Origin of the sequence: Flavihumibacter solisilvae, assembly GCF_000814475.1 — a bacterium.
In the GTDB taxonomy this organism is placed as follows: domain Bacteria; phylum Bacteroidota; class Bacteroidia; order Chitinophagales; family Chitinophagaceae; genus Flavihumibacter; species Flavihumibacter solisilvae.
Genome location: NZ_JSVC01000037.1, coordinates 1 through 21,020 on the forward strand (window position 1 = coordinate 1; position 21,020 = coordinate 21,020).

The following is a 21,020-nucleotide window of genomic DNA, read 5'->3' on the forward strand; positions in this document are numbered from 1 at the left end:
GCCCCTCATGGCCGATGGTACTGCTATACCAGGCGGGAGAGTAGGTAGGTGCCATATTTATTTAAAAAAGCCTTTCAGGAAACTGAGAGGCTTTTTTATTTTATACCAGTTTCTGTGCCCCAACCAACGGATTCCTGATTTGTGCTGTCAGTCAAATCTAAAATCCTTATGATGTTTACTCGCCTTATCCTCTTTGTAGTAGTGTTCGGTCCTATCGCCTCCTGTAAAAAATCTGATGACAAGCCAGCTCTATATCCTAAGGGGCAATATCATGGTACATTCCAGCGGATGCATATAGAAAGCAGCCAGGTTGCAAGCGTAACACTAGACTTTGATTTCCCATATTGGACAGGAACAAGTTCGATTCCGAAATACCCCGCACTGGCAAACGGCACTTTTCGCTATAAAGATGACGCGCTTGAATTTACCAACAGATCTCCCTGGACTGCCGATTTCGACTGGACCCTGATTCTGGATGGCATGTACCTGGAGCAAAGAGGCGGAGACAGCCTTCTATTTACCAAAAGCTATGGTAATGGTTGGGTTGATGTTTATAAGCTCAAAAAAGTTAAGTAAACGCTTTGCAGTACATAAAAAAAGGCCTGGCAATGCCAGGCCTCTATCTTGGGATATATCAGAACTAATTAATAGTCACGACCACCGCCGCCGTATCCACCACGGCCGCCACCGTAACCACCGCCACCGCGGTTGCCACCACCGTAGCCACCACCGCCGCCACGGCTTCCACCACCGCCACCGTAGCCACCACGGCTTCCACCGCCGCCGCCACCGAAGCTCTTTTTCTTGAATCCACCACCGCCACCGCCTTCACGGGGCTGAGATTCATTTACCACAATGCTACGACCCATAACTTCTGTGCCGTGCAATGCTGAGATTGCTGCATTACCAGCTTCAGAATCGGTCATTTCAACAAAACCGAAACCTTTGCTGCGGTTGTTGTTGAATTTGTCTGTAACGATTTTAGCGGAAACTACTTCGCCGTAAGGGGCGAACATCTCCTGCAGATCTTGCTCAGTTAAATCCCAACTGAGGTTGCCAACGTAAATGTTCATTTTCTATTTTTTTTTGAACCAATAAATAACCCATAATGAAGCACAGTGTTGCAAAAAAGCCAGAAACACATTTACTTGGAAACGCTCTGGGAAGTCTGAAACTGTAAAGATCATTAAGGAACCTGATACGAAGTTAATGAATAAGTTTTGAAACATACAAAATCAGATAATATAAAAAGCCCCGGAATATGCCGGGGCTCTTACATGGTTGAAAGTCAGCTTATTCTGCTACGACTTCGAATTCAACCTCCGTATTTTTACCATTTCCAAAGTCAATTGTGGCCTTATACTGGCCCAATTCCTTCACTTCATCAGCAATGGTGATCTTCTTGCGATCGATTTCGTAACCTTTCTGCTCACGGATAGCACGGGCAATCTGGAGCGAAGTAACGCTTCCGAAGATTTTTCCGCTGGTACCGGTTTTAGCACCGAGCTTAAGTGCGCCTTCCTGCAGTTTAGCTACTACCTGGTTGATTTCAGCCAGCATTTTCTCTTCTTTCTTCCGCTTTACTTTCAGCTTTTCTTCCAGTTGCTTGAGGTTAGAAGGAGATGCCTCAACCGCGAGTTTTTTCGGGATGAGGAAGTTACGGGCATAACCATTTTTCACGGTCACCAGTTCATTGGCGCCGCCCAGGTTATCTACGTCTTGAATAAGAATTACTTGCATTGTTTTTTCTTTAGTATCCCAGAGCCCAATCATTTTAAGGTGATTCAGACTGTCTCCGCGTTGCGGATTAGGGAATGGTTACTAGATAATTCAAAATAAAAATTAAAAAGAAAAAATTGCCTACCATCAGGTTCCCTAATTATTCGGGATGGTCGCAATTTTGACTTTTTAATTTTGAATTTTTACTTTAAAAGGTCAGTTACGTAAGGCAGGATGGCCATCTGACGGGCCTTTTTCACTGCATCTGCAACTTTCCGCTGAAATTTCAGGCTGTTACCGGTAATCCTGCGGGGGAGCATTTTACCCTGCTCATTCAGGAACTTTTTGAGGAACTCGCCATCTTTGTAGTCAACATACTTGATACCATATTTCTTGAAGCGGCAGAATTTCTTCGCACGCTTTTCAGTTTTAATGGCGGTCAGGTACTTAATTTCATTCTTTGCCATGATTAAGCCTCCACTTTTTCAGTTCCTGTAGGTACGCCACTTCTCTTTTTTCCATTATACTCAACGGCGTATTTGTTGAGCACAGTGAACATCTGACGCAGTACATTGTCGTCACGCAGAAGCTGAATCTTCAACTTCTCATTGAAGTCGGATGGCGCTTTGTATTCCATCACCCAGTACAAACCAGTGGTTTTTTTCTGGATGGGATACGCCAGTGATTTCAGTCCCCAGGGATTAGTGTTTACCAGTTCGCCACCATTTGCAGTAACGAGATCGATAAACTTTTTCTGAGCGGCTTTGTAGTCTTCCTCACTCAGAACTGGGGTAAAAATCACCATCAATTCGTAATTGTTCATGATCCGTGATTTGATTAAATAAAAATTATGGGCTGCAAAGGTACGTAAAACAAGCTATATGACCAGACTGGGCGGCTTTTTTTTCAGGAAGTCATGGGCTTAACCGGTTAAAATGGATAACCGATGGCAATATTCAGAATAAGATTTTCTTTTCTCCAGGCAGGATCGCCAAACCTGATGTCTTTTATAACCCAGCGTTCTCCCTCGGGCAGCCAGGGTTTGCGGAGCGGCATCGCGAGGTCAAACCGGAGAATAAGGATGCTGGCATCAAGTCGGAGGCCGATTCCTGTTCCGACTGCAAGTTCAGGAAACATATGTCCAAACCGGAATTTTGCGCCCGGCTTCTCAGAATTTTCCCGTTGAAGCCAGATGTTCCCGGCATCAAAAAAAACAGCGCCCTGTAGTATATTAAAAATTTTTATGCGTGCTTCTGAGTTCATTTCGAACTTGATATCCCCGGCTTCATTTGCGGTGTAGGTACTTACTTGGCTCTGGTAGGTGCCCGGGCCCAGGGTTCTCGCCCTGAAGGCACGAACACTGTTGCTTCCCCCGATAAAGAACTGTTTTACGAACGGAAGTGAGTTACTGTTTCCATAAGAATATCCATACCCCGCGAAGATCCTGTTTGCCCAGATGATACGCCTGCTGGCCCGCATATAATACCGTGCATCTGCGAATACACGAACATACTGTGAAAAAGGATCGTTCATAAAATACTTGATTCCGTCGCCTTCCTCCTTTTTGAAAAGGCCGATAATATTTCCGGAGATGTCGATATTGCCAGTGAGCAGGACGGTATGTGGTTTACCGGTCATCTGTGTATTGTAATTCACCGTGTAATTCGCACCGAGAATGAACTGTTTCTCGATAGATTGCGCCAGAGTTGGATCATCTTCAAGTATTTCTTGGAAATCCGCTGTGATTTTACTTGGTTTTATATAAGAAATTGCAACAGGGTTAAGAACATGATCCAGGAAGACCGTACGCCGCCACAGATAACCATACTGGATTGTAAAACTGTTGAGATTATACAGGTCTGGCCTGCTGAGCAGCTCATACCCTGCACTGATCCTGGTTCGGGGAACATACCGTGTCCGGGGATTTAACTTGATAAAAGGGAGAATAAACCGCGGAAAACTGATAGCAACTTCACCATCGACGGTATAACCGGAAGTATTTACCTGGTCTGCACGTTTACCACCAACCTGCCAGTCGAACCCCGCTGAGAGTTTGACCTCCAGCCTGTTTGCCCGACGCAACCAGTTGCGGTTAATCGACGTTAGTTTTACCTGGCTTCCAACATAGTTGTTTGACTTTGAATTTCCTGATAACTCAAGCTGGATGCCGTACTGCGGCAGAGGTGTACAAAAGAATTCTGCCCACAGCTTTGATGTATCCAGGCTTCTGGTGAACTGACCCTTCACAAATTTAAATGTTCCCATGTCCATCAGTCGCTGCACGGTGATATCATGTGAAGACAGTTGATAAACGCTGTCTTCCTTAAGGTATACGATTCTGTCCAGTACGCGGGGGACGAAAATTTTGTCAGGATCTGCTACGCGGTAATGTCCAAAGTCAATGGTCGGTGCATTTTGCAGTCGCCGGTCTTTTTCCAGCGTATACCCGGGATATATGATCACTCTTGAAAGACTATAGGGCATTAATGCCAGTTGGGGTGTCGTTTCTTTTACTTTTACATAAAGTGCTACCTGGCCTTTATGCGTGGAATCAACTTCAACCAGAACATTCTCAGGTACAAAATAGTAATAGCCTCTTTCCTTTAGTTCAGCATGAATGCGTTCCCTTTCCTGTGTGATGCGATCAAGGCTGTAGTTCTCGTCTTTTTTAAGAACGCTTTTGTCTGAAACCTCCCTGATAGCCATACCGAGTGCGGAACTGTCCACATCAAACTCGACAAACTTGATCGTATACCGGTGATTGGGAGTGATGGTGTATTTAAGCGAAGCTTTTTTCTTCCCCTTATTTATGACTTTGCTTTCGACCAGGGATTGGAAATATCCATTATCCTCTACATAATGCTGTAATACGGCACCGGTGTATCCCGGCTTCACCTGGCTTAACAACACCGGGGCTTCACCCCATTTTTTACGAAGCAGGTAATTCAACCCTTTTCCTTTCGGTTCATTGCCCAGGTTATATAACCATAATTTGACTGGCATTCCAAGGAACTTCCGGTTTGTTTTCGGGCGGATCTTGCCATCCATAACTTCCTCAAGTGCCGCGTAATCTTTCGGCTTCTTTCCTTTCCAGATGATATCACTGCCAGTATAAAGCCGATCATCTTTCGGGACAGACCGGGTTGTGCTACATCCTGTAATAAATACAACAACAATCAATATGGCTAAAATCCGCTGTATCATTTTATCTTCTTTGCTTCCTGTTCTTTTTTTGCTTTCTGAAATATCTCCCTGAACTTATCGTAATCCATTACCAGTATAAAGGACAGGCCGGTTTCGATGATCTGTCCTTCCAATACAGCATCTGTCTGGTTGCGCTGATATGCCCGCATCTTGTACCTGCCGTCGCGACTGAGCGCATAATCAACCGATACGTCTCCAATCAATGCGCTGGCGTTTGAAGCGTTGGCGCCCGCAATGCCGATATTCGAACCGATAGCCACAGTAAGCCTGTCATTAAATAATGTTTTGGATGCACCGACATTGAGCGTTGTCAGTTCGGATCTTTCCCCCGATGAGTAGTCCTCCTGTGTCTGAAGGTCAAACGTCAGGTCTATGCCTTTGATCAGGTTACCAGCCAGGTTATTCAACTGTTGTGACAGTATCTTACTAACACTTCTTTTCGCTTCATAGCCAAGACCGCCACCACCACCTTCAAATGTATTCAGCGGATCTTCTGCGATAAAAGTTTGTAGTATCAATAATCCCATAACCTGCTTGTTTAGCTGGGATGGAATGTTATTGATCTGCTTAAGCCGGGTGTACATTGCCCCGTTGAAGATGTTACGATCCTTTTCTTCCATATCGAGCCGGAAATTTATTTCCGGCTTCATAAGCTGGTCTTTGATAATGAGATAAACTTCAACCGGTACACGTTGTTTCAGGCGGTTCCTGTTTTCAGAAACTGTGGTGACCTGGTCGCCGATGAGATCGATCGCTGAAGCGCGAACAACATGTTTGGCGGTTATGTCGACTTCTGCTTTCAGCGGGTCACCGTTCCATGTGATACTGCTACCTTTGTCTATCGTGAATGTTCTTTTGATTAACTGGTTGAGCGACATTTCATATTTCCCCTCGTCAATTTCATATTTTCCGGTAAGTGTCATTTTGCTGCTGGGTTCAATTGAAAGACTGAGACTCGCTGCTCCCTTCGTCTCGAGATAATCGCCGTTTACCCTGTCTATCACAATGGTGATGGTAGATGCTTTTGTTATTTCAACATCGCCCGAAAATGCAAATCCTTTCAGCTCATTGTTTAATAAAGTATCGCTGACTTTTCCATCCAGCAATGACGAATCGGGCGGATTATCCCGGTCCACGAATATTATTACTCCTTCCCTTGATACGATCCCCATTTTTTCTTCAGGCAGTACAACAGTTACATTTGATTTATCGAGAAGCTTGACTGACATGTTGATCCTGGGAAGATCTTTATTCCCACTAATTTTAATCCTGCTGTCGATATGAGCAGGACCATAAAACATTTGCTCATCATTCAGCTTGGGACCAAGCACACGAAAGTCGGTTGTGTTTACATTCAGGTCGAAGGCAAAATTGCTGTAGTCTGTGGTTACAACGTGACCATCGATCACAGCTTTTCCGCCCAGGCTGTCGGTTATGGTGAAATTATTGAACCTGATCCCACTTTCGTCAAACACCAGTGCTTCATTTTTTAAGGTAAGCATGCTGTTAAGAAAGGTTACGTTTCCGCTTGCATTATTAAAGTTGAGCTGGCCGCGGACTTCGGGTGTGGATGGCTTTCCTTTTACTGTTATATTTCCGTTCACCGCTCCGCTTAGTTTGCTTGCCTGTCCCATTGTGAATGGTTCGGCAGCTGCGAGGTTAAGACTGTTTAGTTGTACGGTAAAATCCATAACTGAGGCATAGGTCCCATTGATATTTACATCATTACCGTTACCGGAAATTTTTGCATTCACCTGGTACTGGCCCTGGGAAGGGGTGGTCAGTTTAACATCAAGTGCACCTACAGTAACACCAGTTACAGTCAGACTGTCAATCCTGACATTTGCATCCACAGAGCTCTGCCCCGATTGATTTACCATACGGATTTCTCCATTCAGCAGCCCTTCTGCCAAAGAAGTATCCTGATCAAGCATATTGGTTATTGTTGAAATACGAAAGTTTTCAAGCTTTACCAGGAGTGGGGGAAAGGAAGAGCCTGCTACACTGTCCGTTACAATCGTAATTTTTTGTTGTTCTGATTGCAGGAACAATTTTGCTTTTTCGAGAGTTCCTTTCCTGAAACTGATGACGTTGTTTTCACCCGTTGTGAAAGTTATTTTGTCAAGCAATAATTGCTGCGCAAGCATGATGTCGTATCCATTTTCATTCAGGAACCTGATATTTCCCGCGACAAGATATTTAAGCGAATCCTTCTTGTCCCTCAACGACAGTTCCCAGTGCATATTTCCATTGTCTGCGCCCGTACTGAAAACAGTTCTCTGAACTGCAAGACTGGGATGTCGGACCTGGGCCAATCCGAGGGTGCCATGTAGTGAGTCAACATCAGATTTAAGTTCGAGAGCCAAACTATCGATCCGGAATTCACCATAACGTACAAACGGGAGCTTTCCATTAATAACCAGCAAGCTGCTGTCAGTATTCAGCCGGCCTTCCACAACGAAAGGTCGCGGCATGTGCAGGTCAGGAGCGAGTTCTTCGAGGCTCTTCGGCCATTGAAGTGACGCGAAGAAATCTGCCTGCTGTTTTCGTTGTGTGCGGGCTGCAGCGGTTGCCGAGTCTGGTGAACGGACATGTTTCTTTACAAGAGTAATGGCATCAGCAAGCATCGTGGTATAATCATAATCACCTGTAATATTGGCCCAGCCAAAAGGACTTGCAAAATCGATTCGTTGAACACCGCTTTCGGCTTTGGCTTTCACCTGGATACTGTCGAGCACATAAATATTACTCCCGTCTGCGACCTGGATCCTCGTAGCATAAAAATTGCCGTTAAGATTGCGTGGCTTGCTGTTCACCAAGTCAACATCAAATTCACCCTTCATTACGAAGGGAGAGGTTGACATACCAATTGCTTGCAGGTCTACCCTGTCAACTTTAATCGCCCCTGCAACAGTAGGAAAGGAGTCAGACACATTTCCCCGAAGCTGGACTGATGCAGCAAGGTTTGAATCCCGGCTAATGACGTTTGCCAGGTAATCACCATTATTCAATTGTGCCTTGATGTCTATGTCGTGATAGTTATAACCACCATATTGAGCGGAAAAGATCCTAACGTCTGCATCTGTCTTCATTTTACGATAGTCGAAACCCTGGCCTTTGATTTTACCACGAGCCACCAGCTTTCCCAGGCTTGTATCGTTGATCCATTTGCCAATGTTCATATCGATGGATTTCACTTCCAGGTCGTAAGTGCTCCTTTCTTTATCTGAATAATTGTTCAGCCGGCCATTGAACACTGCATTACCAAAGCTTGAACGAACAGACAGGCTGGTATTCGCATAGGTCATGCCTCCGGCGAAGCTGCCTGTAATCGCGAGCTGATCGGGCAGACTGATGCTTGAGGGAATAGTACCTTCGGGTACCCAGGACCGGATGGAACGATTTCCTGTCTGGATATTTACACTAGCGAGACTGGCATTGAGCCGTTTTGAATCTGTAACATGAGTAACCGTGCCACTTGCAAGAATATCATTTCCTGCATTGTCACGAAAGTGCAGGCCGCTTATGGTCAATTGCCGGAGAGTACCTGTTATTTTGCCATTAAGGTCGACCTGTTTGTTCCAGACTCCTCTGAGGTTTTTATTATTGCGGTATTCAGGAATAAAATAGAGTGCCTCTGAAAGAACGAGTTTCGTGCGGTCAAGATCAGCTGTGATTGCAGTGGACGGCAAATCATTTTTCAATGCACTCCATGATGCAACCTTAATCTGCAGTTTTTTTGCAATCCGGCTCTCATTGGTTTCAAGCAGCAGATTGTCCAGCAGTGCACCATTGTCCGAAAAGCTGATCCTGGCTTCACCGCGTTTAACTTCAAATCCCGATTGGTCACGAACGTTTAGTTGTTTAAGTTCTGCGCTGGTAAGGCTGTCTGAATACAGAAGCTTTGATATGTCCAGGTTAAGGGGACTAAGCAAGAAATGATTGTAGTCAAAAGCATGGCTATACGCAGTGCGCGGTTTTGTATGGTCATCGAAGCGGATACTTCCCCCAGCAATACGCACGTCTGATGCCTGTATCACCCAATTCTGTCCTGTTGAATCAATCCTGGCAGCGGTTGTGTCCGCAGGAGCCTTCATGGCAACAAATCCGATGGGAGAGTTGATCTCCAGCGAGCTCATTTTAATGGCCGCCCGTCCCAGGTCAATGGATGCAAGTTTCAGTTGCAGTTCAGGAAGGCTCCAGCCGGTGCGTATACCGGCTGATGCATCAGTGAACATGAAGCTGCTCTGCTGAATTTTAAGGAGTTTCGTTTTGAGCAACATAGCTGATGAGCCCGGCGCTGTGGAACTGGCAGTATCACTTTGCTTTTCCGGCTTGTAATCCAGCGTAACAAACCCTGCCAGTCTGTCTAATGTGATTGCCCTGAATTCATATAAACCTGCAGGAGGCTCGAAATCCTTAATGTTGATTCCCAGGCTCCCCAGGCTGATTACTGAATGAAGTCCACCAACGTCATCATGATATCTTAATTTAAGGTTGGAGACTTTTAGCCGGCCAATTTCAAATTGCAGCGGAGTTCCGGAAGTATCTTTTGCTGTAACTGTGGAAGTATCACCCACGAAACTGTCCAGTATAAACTGGTAGTTAAGTTTTTCCTTGTCCGTAGTATACACATTTACAAGTATCTTATCCCAATTCAGGTCATGGATTACGAGACGGTTCCTGAAAAGAGCAAAAAGATCATAACGGACGGAAAGGGAGCCACTGTACAGCAGCGGCTGATGCTGGCGGTCGGCAACATAAAAACCGTCTATCCGGAGCTGGGAAAACCACACAAGGCGAATCCTGCCAATATTGACATCTGTGTTCAGTTTGTCCTCAAGGTAGTTTTCAGCTTTATCACGAATGAGCTGCTGCGCAGGGCCAGTTTGCAGCAGTAGTAGCAGCAGGACAGGAAGAGTGCATATTATGAGCAGAAACCATAGGAGCCACTTTACCCAACGGGGCACACGAGGCGGATATAGCCTGATTACTTTCAATTGATTTACTGATTCTTATACATCTAAAATACTGCGAATGGGGAATAAAAGATCCTCCTATATTATATGACATGAATCAGGCCATTCTGCCAATTTTGCGGCTTTTGATGCCCAAAAGGGCTATGGCACCCCATTTGTTTACGGCACTTACCACTAAAATGCAAAAAATGGCCATGCAAAAAGGAAGCATACGCGTACAAACAGAGAATATTTTCCCCATTATTAAAAAGTTCCTCTACAGTGAACATGACATTTTCCTACGGGAGCTTATCAGTAATGCGGTAGATGCCACACAAAAGCTGAAAACACTTGCTTCAATAGGAGAGGCAAAAGGTGAGTTGGGCGATATGTCCATTACCGTTAGTCTGGACCCGGCGGCAAAGACCATCACAATATCCGATAAGGGTGTTGGAATGACTGCTGGGGAAGTGGATAAGTATATCAACCAGGTGGCTTTTTCAGGTGCCGAGGAATTTCTGAACAAGTATAAGGGCCAGAATGAGAACAATATAATCGGGCATTTTGGATTAGGATTCTATTCGTCCTTCATGGTGAGTAACCAGGTGGAGATAGTCACAAAAAGCTTCAAAAACGAAGAAGCGGTGAGATGGGAATGTGATGGCAGTCCGGAGTATATACTTGAAGAAACGACCAAAGAACAGCGGGGTACTGATATTGTTTTGCATATCAATGAAGAAAGTACGGAATTCCTGGATGCAGGCCGAATCAACACTGTTCTCAAAAAGTTTTGTCGGTTCCTTCCGGTACCTATCTTTTTTGAAGGTAACCAGGTAAACAACCCTGTTCCGGCCTGGACGCGCAAACCTTCCGAGCTGACTGCGCAGGATTACCAGGATTTTTATAAGGAGTTGTATCCTTACAATGAGCCACCTCTTTTCTGGATCCACCTGAATGTTGATTATCCTTTCAACCTGACGGGCATACTGTACTTCCCAAAGATCAAACAGAGCTTTGAGATCCAGAAGGATAAAATCCAGTTATACTCAAACCAGGTATTCGTAACCGATGAAGTGAAGGATATTGTTCCGGAATTCCTCATGCTTTTGCAAGGGGTCATTGATAGCCCGGATATCCCTTTGAATGTTAGCAGGAGCTACTTGCAGGGTGATCCCAATGTGAAGAAGATTAATAATCACATCACCAAAAAGGTGGCTGACAAGCTAGAGGAAATCTTCAATAGCAATCGCAGCGAGTTTGAGGAAAAATGGGAGAACCTGGGCTTGTTCGTGAAATATGGAATGATGACCGACGATAAATTCCTGGAGAAGGCAAATCGTTTTCATATTATGCAGGATGCCGTAAGTGGAAGCTTCTACACACTGGAAGAATACAAAACTGCTACGGAAAGCCTTCAGAAAAATAACGAAGGGAAGCAGGTTATTATTTATGCAACCGATACGGTTCAGCAGGATGCGTTCATTAAAGCAGCGGTTGACAAAGGTTACCGCGTTGTTAAGCTGGAGACGATTGTGGACGCAGCATTCATTAACCAGATGGAAATGAAGTGGAATGATGTACATTTTATCCGGGTGGATGCTGATATCGCCGACAACCTGATTGACAAGCAGGAAAGTTCAGCTTCGGTATTAACTAATGAGCAGGAAGATCAATTAAAGAAATTATTCGAACATCAGCCGGCAGGCTTGCATATGACAGTTGAAATGAAGGGGCTTAGTCCGGAAGCGCCGCCTGTTGTGGCCACAAGACCGGAGTTCATGCGAAGAATGAAGGACATGGCAGCAGTAAGCGGACCAATGGGAAGCTTCTATGCATCCATGCCAGACGAAGTGACCCTGACTGTTAATGGTAATCACCCCATTTACCAGCAGATATTGTCGCAAAAGGATGCTGGCCAGCAGGAAAAGATGACCAGGAACCTGGCAGACCTGGCCTTATTATCACAGGGATTGCTGAAAGGTGCTGCATTGACGGAATTCATAGCTAGAAGTGTCAACCTGATGGATTCAAGAGGAGAGTCGAATATCAGCAACTCTTAATTGCAGGTGCTTGTTGCCATTCCATTCATTTTCTTCAAGAGTGAAAACGACATCAAGCGGAAGGTTTTTCTCCAGAAGGTGAAATTTGTCGGCCATGCCGAAACCAATGCCTGAGAAGATGATGTTGCCCTGAACGAGGCTGAATTTTATATGCTGGTCTTTGACCACGCGGCTCCAGCCATTATTCTGAACCCCTCTGGCAATCCAGAGGGGTTTTGTGTTTTCCGGACCGAAGGGTTCCATTTGCCTGATGATATTATAGAAGGCTGGTTTGAGGTCTGAAAACCTTATTTCGGCGTCGATGATCGTTTCCGGCACCATTTGTTCTGCACCGATACTGGCTGCTACCACTTCTTCGAACTTCAGCCGGAAAGCTTCCACGCTTTCTGGAAGCATCGTCATTCCTGCAGCTGCAAAGTGTCCTCCATAGCCCAACAGGTGTTCCCGACAGGCGTGAATGGCTTCATATAGGTTAAAACCTGCAACGCTCCTGGCGCTGCCTGCAACGATGTCTCCGCTTCGGGTAAGCACTATAGTTGGACGATAATAACGATCAACCAGCCTGGAAGCGACGATTCCCACCACCCCTTTGTGCCAGTGTGGCTGAAAGACAACAGTTGACTTCCTGTTAGCGCGCAGATGGTCGGCATCGATCATGGCAAGAGCTTCTTCCGTAATGAGCAGGTCGGCCTCTTTACGGTCGTCATTATGCGAATGCAGGATAGCGGCAATGGCATTGGCCTTTGACAGGTCTTTTTCGATGAAGAGTTGTACGGCGAGCCGGGCATCATCCATTCTGCCGGCAGCGTTCACCCGGGGTGCGATAACAAAAATCAGGTTGGTAACCTGCATTGTCTGGTGGCGAAGGCCTGCATGGTCGATTAGAGACCTTATTCCCGCGGAGGGGTGTTCATTAACTCTTTTCAACCCAAAATAGGAGAGTACCCGGTTTTCGCCGTTGATTGGCACGATGTCAGCGGCAATGGCTGTGGCTACAAGGTCGAGATAACAGAGATAATACTCGTCACTTAACCCAAGATGCCGGCACAATGCGGTTATCAGTTTGAAGCCCACTCCGCATCCGCAAAGTTCCTTATAGGGGTAATTACATCCTGTTTGTTTAGGGTTAAGAATCGCGATTGCCGGCGGTAAAACCGCATCCGGAAGGTGGTGGTCACAGATAATGAACTCAATGCCTGCCTCAAGTGCATATGTAATCAGTTCGGTTGATTTGATGCCGCAATCAAGGGAGATGATCAGTGTGGCTCCTGTTTCCATGGCATGTTCAATTCCTTTCCTGGAAACACCGTAACCTTCTTTATACCGGTGGGGGATATAGTAATCTACCTTGTCTGATTCATACACCTGTAGCAGGAACTGGAACATTGAGGCAACCGCCGTGGTTCCGTCGACATCATAATCGCCATATACCAGGATCTTTTCCCTGTCATGCATAGCTTTCATGATCCGGGAAATGGCTTTATCCATGTCTTTCATGAGGAAAGGGTCATGGAGATCGTTCAGGGTGGGGCGGAAGAATGTATGGGCGGCTTCGTAGTCGCGAATGCCCCGCTGAACCAGTATTTTGCAAATGGCGCGGTGGATACCCAGCTTTTGCTGAAGGGAATCAATATCCTGGTCGGTCGCTTCCAACAGTTTCCATCGCTTCTCCATCAACGTTAGTATTTGCGGTCCGTGGTAAATCTTACCAGTTCTTCCAATGCGTTTCGGGTATCACTTTCGGGGAACCTGTACAAGACAGCCAGTGCTTCATCCCGGTACTGGTTCATTTTATCAGTAGCATAACGGATGCCGCCCGCTGCAACAACGGTGTTTATGACTTCCCTTATACTGTCGGGATTACGGCCTTCATTTTTTATAATATGGATGATTCTTCTCCGGGTGGTCTTATCCGCCTGATTAAGCGTATAGATCAGTGGTAAGGTAAGTTTTTTTTCTTTGATATCGTTTCCGGTAGGCTTACCGACGTCTTCGGATCCATAGTCAAACAGGTCATCCTTGATCTGGAATGCTATGCCAACCTTTTCGCCAAAGTCGCGAAGCAGGCTGGCATGTTCTTCGTTGCAGGCGGCAGAATAAGCACCTGCAGCGCAGGAAGAAGCCAGCAGGGACGCGGTTTTATTGCTGATGATCTCGAAATAAATGGATTCATCAAGGTTGAGGGTGCGAGATTTTTCGATCTGCAGCAGTTCCCCTTCGCTCATCCGGCGTACTGCCTCGGAAAGCAACTGGAGGATCCTGAAGTCACTGTTATCGAGTGAAAGGAGCAGGCCTTTTGCAAGGAGATAGTCGCCGATAAGGACAGAAACCTTGGCTTTCCAAAGGGCATAAGTGCTGAAAAAACCCCTCCTTTCCATGGATTCATCAACCACATCATCATGCACGAGGGTGGCTGTATGCAGGAGTTCAACCAGCGAAGCCGCCCGGTAAGTGCTGTCCGTAATGCCTCCTGCCAGCCGGGCAGTAAGCAACACAAACATAGGCCTGATCTGCTTTCCCTTGCGTTTGACGATGAAGCTGGTGATCCGGTCCAGCATGGGTACCTGGCTTTTTACAGCTTCCCGGAACCTGCGTTCGAAAATCGCCAGTTCTTCGGTTATTAATGATTGTGATAATTTCATTCGGATGGGCAAATTACTACAATGCCTGCCATTTTCCAGCACGAGCAAGATTCTCTAATATGTCTTCTTATTGATTCTCTTTAGGTTAAACGATGTTTAGGACCTTATTTTATTTGGTATTTAATTCCCAATTGATATTTTTGTTCTGTATTTTGGCGTATTCTTTCCAGTATCCATCCAGTATCGTATCCTGTCAATTCATTAACCATTACTATAAAATTCCTTTATGGCTACCAAAAAATACATGGCACTGTTTGGGTTATTGTGCCTGGCCGCCGTTAGCTCGTATGCGCAGGTGGGCACGAGTTATGATGTGCAAGATTCCTCTCTGATACCGCGAAAAAGATTACCTCAGCACAACGAATTCATGAACAATGCATATCCCTTTCCGGCGAAACCACGCAACCAGTGGGAGGTCGGAATAAAGGGAGGGCTCTTTACTGTATTTGGCGATGTTCCATCGACGTTCCCAACATTTGGGGGGGGGATACACGTTAGGAAAGCTTTGGGCTATGTTGTTTCACTTCGTGGTGAATTTATGTATGGTGTTGGCAAAGGGTTAAGCTGGAAACGCAGGACAGCAGGTATGAGTGAACCTTTTGCTGCGGCGGGTTATGGCCAGCCAGGTTTCCTGACGGTTTTCGATAACTACAAGACAACTATGAAGGATCTGAATCTTTCCGCCTTATTCAGCCTGAATAACATCAACTTTCACAAAGCAAAGTCTAACTGGAATGCCTATGTGTTGGCCGGCGTTGGTGCTTCCTGGTACCGTACCAAGGTAAACGCAGTTGGCGACAACGGGCAGTTGTATAATTTTGATGCTATAACGATCAACAATAATTACAAGGAAAGGAAGGAGACAAGAAATCAGTTGAAGGATCTGATGGATGACAGTTATGAATCAGACGCTGAGACAGATGGCGATGCCCGTTCAAAGCTCGGCAACAATACACTAAAGCCAAATGCCCATGTAGGTGCAGGTTTTACATTCCGGCTGAGTCCCAAGGTAAATCTGGCAGTAGAAGATCGTATCACCTTTATAAAGGATGACCTGGTTGATGGCCAGCGTTATCAGAATTTTGTAAATAGTAACGGTCGGCCTTCTGGAGGTGTACTTACATCAAACAATGATACATATAACTATTTTACTGTCGGACTTAACCTGAACCTGGGAAAGAATGCGGTTGAACCGTTGTACTGGCTGAACCCACTCGATTATGCATATAATGAGCTGAATGCTCCCAAGCATATGAAGCTTCCAAAGCCAATCCTGGACGATGCTGATGGTGACGGTGTTACTGACCAGTTTGATCTTGAGCCTAATACACCTCAGGGTGCTCCGGTTGACAGTCATGGTGTAAGTAAGGATACAGATGGTGACGGTGTGCCTGACTTTAAAGACAAGGAGCTCATTACGCCAACACAATGTCAGCCTGTTGATGCCGATGGTATAGGTAAGTGTCCTGAACCTCCTTGCTGTAAAGAGCTTCGTGAAGGCGGATTCGGTCCAAGGGCCGGAGCATGTAATATCGGTGACCTTCCGAGCATCAGCTTTGCGGGTCGCTCTGTGAGCCTGACCAATGATGCCAAAGCTGTATTGGCCGGTGTTGCGGAGAAAATTCGTACTAACCCGAACTGTAAGATTGCGGTTATCGGATATGGCGAGTCAAGCAAGTCTGCGCAGCAGTTAAGCTGGGATAGGGTGAACGCTGTAATCAATTACCTGGTTGAGCAGGAAGGTATCAGCGCCGACCGCTTTATCTTCAAATATGGAGAAGGCGGCGGGGAGAGCAACACTGTTGACCTCCGTGACGGTACACTGGAAGAGGGTCCGAATGCAGTACCTGCACCGCACCCAAACCTCCGTAAGAAAGGATAAATGGTTAAAATTGAGATAATTAGCCCCGCATTTGCGGGGCTTTTTTATATTTGGATAATTCTTTTAACTTTGCAGGCCTTTTATGAGAGTATTTTTTTTGGTGATTGTAGCAGCTTTACTGGGAACCGGGTGTTCCAAATTCGCTAAAGTGCAGAAGAGCACGGACTATGACTATAAGTTGCGGATGGCCGATCAATATTTTGCGAAGAAAAAATACAACCAGGCCCAACAGCTGTATGAAGAGCTCTTTCCCTTATTAAAAGGAAATGACAAGTTTGAAAACGTATATTATAATTTCGCCTACTGCGCCTATTACCAGCGGGATTATATGAACGCAGAGAACCTGTTTAAGGGGTTTACGGAGGTGTTTCCTACCAGCAAGAGAGCCGAGGAGATGGAATATATGCGTGCCTATACCTATTATAAGCAATCGCCTAAAGTGGAACTTGACCAGACCAACACTTCACGTACGATCGGACTTATGCAGACATTTATCAATACCCACCCGGGCTCGGAGAGGAATAAGGAAGCCACGGAAATTATTGATAAATGCAGGGCTAAGCTTGAGTTGAAGGAGTTGCGCAGTGCTGAGTTGTATTTTAATATCAGGCAATATCATGCAGCGGCTATCGCTTTTACCAACCTGATGAACAATTTTCCTGATTCGGAAAAAAGCGATGAGTATAAGTTGCATGTGATCAGGTCTTATTTTGAGTATGCCAACCTGAGTGTTGATGAAAAAAAGGCGGAACGGTACGAGAAAGTGCTTGAAGAGTGTAATGAATTTACAGACCGTTTCCCCGACAGTAAATTGAAAAGGGATGTTGATAGATATTCATCTTTAGCACAAAACAATATTAAAGCAATAAAAAATGAGCAAGTTAAGACGTCAGCTTAGTTCGAACACCAGTAATGTAGCTGAAGCAAAGAACCTGATGGAAATCAAGGGTAAAACTGGTAACCTGTATGAGTCAATTGCTGTAATTGCTAAAAGGGCAAACCAGATCAATATTGCCCTGAAGGAAGAGTTGCATAACAAACTCGAAGAGTTTGCGACACATACCGACAGTCTCGAAGAGATCCATGAAAACAAGGAGCAGATCGAAATCTCTCGTGCTTACGAACGTATGCCGAACCCGGCGTTGCTGGCAACGCAAGAGTTCATGGAAGAAAAAGTATATTACAGGAAGAACGAGGATAAGCTCTTCAGCTAATTCCATCAACGATGATATTTAACAGGGTGTCTGGCATAATTTAATTGCCGGACACCCTGTTTTTTATAATTTTAATGCATGTTGCACGGTAAGAAAATCCTGTTAGGCATCTCAGGTAGCATAGCTGCTTATAAATCGATCACCCTGGTCCGGCTGCTTGTGAAAAGTGGCGCAGAAGTCAGGGTTGTGATGACGCCTGCTTCAAAAGACTTTGTATCGGCGCTTACATTGTCAACCCTTTCAAGGAATCCTGTGCAGACGGACCTGTTTGAAGAAAATTCCTGGTCTAATCACGTAATGCTGGGAAGGTGGTCAGACCTGATGCTGGTAGCTCCGCTTAGCTGCAATACTCTCGCAAAGATGGCAGGGGGTTACTGCGACAACTTGCTCCTCGCAACGTATCTCTCGGCAACCTGCCCGGTTTGGATAGCTCCTGCGATGGATGAAGATATGTGGAAGCATCCCGCGACAAAACGGAACCTGGATACACTGCAGGAAGCGGGAAACAGGATCATTCCCGTAGAAAAAGGAGAACTGGCAAGCGGCCTCGTTGGTGAAGGCCGTATGGCAGAACCTGAGGATATATTCAGGGAAATAGCTAATTATTTTGTCGATAACAATGCCTTTGCCGGTAAAACTGTGCTGGTGTCTGCAGGACCGACATACGAACCGATCGATCCGGTGAGGTTCATTGGAAATCATTCTTCCGGTAAAATGGGGTTGGCGATTGCAAGCGAATTTGCTTCGCGCGGAGCAATGGTTGAACTTGTTGCCGGACCTGGAGTAAAGGTTGAATCAGCCCCTAACATTCGTGTGACCCAGGTGAGAACAGCGGCGGAAATGTATGAGGCATGTGTCGGTGGATTCGGCAATGTGGATATAGCAGTGATGGCTGCTGCTGTTGCTGACTATACGCCAGTTGTAATTTCTGATAAAAAGATCAAGAAAAAGGAAGGAACGTTTTCACTTGAGCTTCATAAAACGCGGGATATTCTCAAAGAACTGGGAAAGCAGAAAAAAAATGGTCAGTTCCTTGTGGGCTTTGCATTGGAAACCAATGATGAAAAGACAAACGCATTGGAGAAACTCCGGGTGAAGAATGCGGATATGATTGTACTGAACTCTTTGAACGATGCTGGTGCAGGCTTTGGTCATGATACTAACCAGGTGACCATATTCCTGAAAGATGGTGAAGAGATCCCATACCCTGTTAAGTCAAAGTCCGCAGTTGCAGCTGATATTGTAGATATGATCCTTAAAAAACAACATGCGTAAAAGGTTTTTAATCCTGTTATTGCTGCTTGCCCCGGTTTTGCAGACAGTTGCCCAGGAACTTCAGGCGAAGGTGGTAGTCATGTCCAACCAGGTGAGTTCGAAAGTGGATCGTAAAGTGTTTACGACATTACAGAACGCGCTGAACAATTTCCTGAATAACCGGAAGTGGACTCGGGAAGTGTATCAACCGAATGAGAAAATCGTCTGCAATTTTCTGATTAATATTAGTGAGGCACTCGACGGAAACATTTATAATGCTACGCTGACAGTTCAGGCAGCAAGGCCCGTATACAACACCTCGTATGTAAGTCCTTTAATCAATTTCATAGATGAAAGCCTGATATTTCGTTATGTTGAATTTCAACAGTTGGAATTCAACGAGAACCGCGTTACCGGCACCGACCCGTTGGTTTCCAACCTGACCGCTGTACTAGCCTATTACGTAAATATTATCCTGGGCCTGGATGGTGATTCATTTGCACTACGCGGCGGAGATCCATATTTTGTCAGGGCACAGAATATCGTAAACAATTCGCCAAACAGTCGGGACATATTGGGCTGGAATGCTTTTGACGGCCAACGGAACCGGTATTGGTTAATGGAAAATCTGACAAGTAGTAGGTACACGCTTGTACATGATGCTTACTATGGTTATTTCCGGCTGGGTCTCGACCAGTTTTATGAAAAGGAGGCTGAAGCGCGCAAAGCTGTTATAACTGCGTTGCAACAATTGAATACAATTAATGGCGAATTACCCAATTCGATGATCCTGCCATTTTTCTTCCAGGGACGTACTGCGGAACTTTCGCGAATGTTCAAAAAATCAGCGCCTGATGAAAAATCAATGGCACTTGACCTGTTGTCAAGGCTTGATATTTCAAACGCGAATACCTATAAACAGGAGATGAAATGATATCTTACCGTTTACTTATGGTCATGTGCCTTTTTCTTACGGTTCTTTCATGTGAACAGGCGGCAGACCAACCTAAAAACCTGATGACCAGGGCACAGATGGTGCCGGTTGTATATGGACTTATGCTGATGGATGAGTACAGCAGCCAGGTGCTGCCGACGGACAGCAGTTTAAGCCTGGCAAAGTTGCGGTCCGAAAAGTATGAGCAGGTGTTCAGTTTGTATAAAACGGACTATAAAACCTTTTACGACAGTTACAAGTATTACCTGGGAAGGCCTGGGGAAATGAAGGCGATATTCGATTCCGTTGAAGCAACTGCAACGCGCATGCGAATTGAAGCTATCAATCCTTCTTCCCATCCTAAAGGGAAAAGGGATACGAAAAAAATCCTCCAGCCTAAATAGCTTTCCTATATTTATTTTCAAATTGCTTGCCATATGAATAAGGTGTATTCCAATGCCGACGATGCGATATTTGACATTGCTGACAATGCTACGATTATGTTAGGCGGTTTTGGACTTTGTGGCATCCCCGAAGCAAGTATTTCTGCGCTGGAAAGAAAGGGCGTAAAAGGGCTCACCTGTATTTCCAATAATGCCGGTGTCGATGATTTCGGCCTGGGGAAATTATTAAAGACCCGGCAGATCAGTAAAATGATGAGTTCATACGTGGGTGAGAATGCCGAGTTTGAAAGGCAGCTGCTGAGCGGAGAACTTGAGGTTGACCTGATTCCACAGGGAACGCTCGCAACCAGGATACAGATGGCTGGAATGGGAATACCGGCTTTCTTTACACCGGCAGGTTACGGTACAGAGATCGCCCAGGGCAAAGAGGTGAGAGTGTTCAATGGCAAACATTACCTGATGGAAGAGGCGTTGTATGCAGATTTTGCTATTGTAAAAGCGTGGAAGGGTGATCGTTATGGAAACCTGGTTTTCCGTAAAACGACGCGTAATTTTTCATCCTCAATGGCCAGGGCTGGAAGCATAACCATTGCAGAGGTGGAAGAGCTCGTTGAACCGGGGAAACTTGATCCTGACAACATTCATGTGCCCGGAATCTATGTACATCGTATCTTTTCACATAAACAATACGAAAAGCGAATTGAACGCCGAACTGTTCAGTTGGCACAAAACCGATAATCCCTAATATT

General features: G+C 45.5%; 17 protein-coding genes. 9 read left to right on the plus strand and 8 right to left on the minus strand.

Going from position 1 to position 21,020, the window contains the following annotated elements:
- The first annotated feature begins 168 nt into the window (after positions 1-168).
- Positions 169-576: a hypothetical protein gene (locus tag OI18_RS22055; RefSeq protein ID WP_039144156.1), complete on the plus strand. Its 408-nt coding sequence runs from the start codon at positions 169-171 to the stop codon at positions 574-576.
- A gap of 68 nt (positions 577-644) precedes the next feature.
- Here the strand turns inward: OI18_RS22055 and OI18_RS22060 are convergent, their stop codons facing one another.
- The 6 genes from OI18_RS22060 to OI18_RS22085 form a co-directional block, all read right to left on the minus strand.
- Positions 645-1,073, minus strand: a complete 429-nt coding sequence (locus OI18_RS22060; protein ID WP_039144158.1) for an RNA recognition motif domain-containing protein — start codon at positions 1,071-1,073, stop codon at positions 645-647.
- Positions 1,074-1,293: 220 nt separating this feature from the next.
- The gene (rplI, locus tag OI18_RS22065; RefSeq protein WP_039144191.1) at positions 1,294-1,740 is read right to left on the minus strand and encodes a 50S ribosomal protein L9; all 447 of its coding nucleotides are present in this window, start codon (positions 1,738-1,740) and stop codon (positions 1,294-1,296) included.
- Between the two features lie 182 nt (positions 1,741-1,922).
- Positions 1,923-2,186, minus strand: coding sequence for a 30S ribosomal protein S18 (gene rpsR, locus OI18_RS22070; protein WP_039144160.1), 264 nt, complete (start codon positions 2,184-2,186; stop codon positions 1,923-1,925).
- Between the two features lie 2 nt (positions 2,187-2,188).
- Positions 2,189-2,542, minus strand: a complete 354-nt coding sequence (gene rpsF / locus OI18_RS22075) for a 30S ribosomal protein S6 (protein ID WP_039144162.1) — start codon at positions 2,540-2,542, stop codon at positions 2,189-2,191.
- Positions 2,543-2,649: 107 nt separating this feature from the next.
- Positions 2,650-4,923, minus strand: a complete 2,274-nt coding sequence (tamL, locus tag OI18_RS22080; protein WP_039144164.1) for a translocation and assembly module lipoprotein TamL — start codon at positions 4,921-4,923, stop codon at positions 2,650-2,652.
- The gene (locus tag OI18_RS22085) at positions 4,920-9,893 is read right to left on the minus strand and encodes a translocation/assembly module TamB domain-containing protein (RefSeq protein ID WP_152616934.1); all 4,974 of its coding nucleotides are present in this window, start codon (positions 9,891-9,893) and stop codon (positions 4,920-4,922) included. The genes tamL and OI18_RS22085 overlap by 4 nt, the downstream gene beginning before the upstream one ends.
- A 197-nt stretch (positions 9,894-10,090) precedes the next feature.
- On the opposite strand from OI18_RS22085, the gene htpG reads away from it, so the two are divergent.
- Positions 10,091-11,941: a molecular chaperone HtpG gene (gene htpG / locus OI18_RS22090; RefSeq protein WP_240312823.1), complete on the plus strand. Its 1,851-nt coding sequence runs from the start codon at positions 10,091-10,093 to the stop codon at positions 11,939-11,941.
- On the opposite strand, the gene recJ is transcribed toward htpG, so the two are convergent.
- On the minus strand, positions 11,909-13,615 hold the full coding sequence (recJ, locus tag OI18_RS22095) for a single-stranded-DNA-specific exonuclease RecJ (RefSeq protein ID WP_039144168.1): 1,707 nt from the start codon (positions 13,613-13,615) through the stop codon (positions 11,909-11,911). The genes htpG and recJ overlap by 33 nt on opposite strands.
- A gap of 5 nt (positions 13,616-13,620) precedes the next feature.
- Positions 13,621-14,583 (minus strand): polyprenyl synthetase family protein, encoded by a 963-nt coding sequence (locus OI18_RS22100; protein ID WP_152616935.1) that lies wholly within the window; start codon positions 14,581-14,583, stop codon positions 13,621-13,623.
- Between the two features lie 226 nt (positions 14,584-14,809).
- Between OI18_RS22100 and OI18_RS22105 the strand changes: the two genes are divergently transcribed.
- From OI18_RS22105 to OI18_RS22135, 7 genes are all read left to right on the plus strand, one after another.
- Positions 14,810-16,465: an OmpA family protein gene (locus OI18_RS22105; protein WP_039144171.1), complete on the plus strand. Its 1,656-nt coding sequence runs from the start codon at positions 14,810-14,812 to the stop codon at positions 16,463-16,465.
- Positions 16,466-16,547: 82 nt separating this feature from the next.
- Positions 16,548-17,363 carry an outer membrane protein assembly factor BamD gene (locus OI18_RS22110; protein ID WP_039144173.1) on the plus strand — a complete coding sequence of 272 codons (816 nt, stop codon included), beginning with the start codon at positions 16,548-16,550 and terminating at the stop codon, positions 17,361-17,363.
- Positions 17,338-17,679 (plus strand): DNA-directed RNA polymerase subunit omega, encoded by a 342-nt coding sequence (locus OI18_RS22115; protein ID WP_039144175.1) that lies wholly within the window; start codon positions 17,338-17,340, stop codon positions 17,677-17,679. The genes OI18_RS22110 and OI18_RS22115 overlap by 26 nt, the downstream gene beginning before the upstream one ends.
- A gap of 78 nt (positions 17,680-17,757) precedes the next feature.
- Positions 17,758-18,954, plus strand: a complete 1,197-nt coding sequence (gene coaBC / locus OI18_RS22120; RefSeq protein ID WP_039144177.1) for a bifunctional phosphopantothenoylcysteine decarboxylase/phosphopantothenate--cysteine ligase CoaBC — start codon at positions 17,758-17,760, stop codon at positions 18,952-18,954.
- Complete coding sequence (porD, locus tag OI18_RS22125) at positions 18,947-19,867, plus strand: type IX secretion system protein PorD (RefSeq protein ID WP_039144178.1); 921 nt, start codon at positions 18,947-18,949, stop codon at positions 19,865-19,867. Before coaBC ends, porD begins: the two co-directional genes overlap by 8 nt.
- Positions 19,868-19,890: 23 nt before the next feature.
- A complete protein-coding gene (locus OI18_RS22130) occupies positions 19,891-20,271 on the plus strand; it encodes a DUF4296 domain-containing protein (RefSeq protein WP_160290282.1) in 381 nt (126 codons plus the stop codon).
- 33 nt (positions 20,272-20,304) lie between these two features.
- Positions 20,305-21,009: a CoA transferase subunit A gene (locus OI18_RS22135; protein ID WP_039144180.1), complete on the plus strand. Its 705-nt coding sequence runs from the start codon at positions 20,305-20,307 to the stop codon at positions 21,007-21,009.
- Positions 21,010-21,020 lie beyond the last annotated feature (11 nt).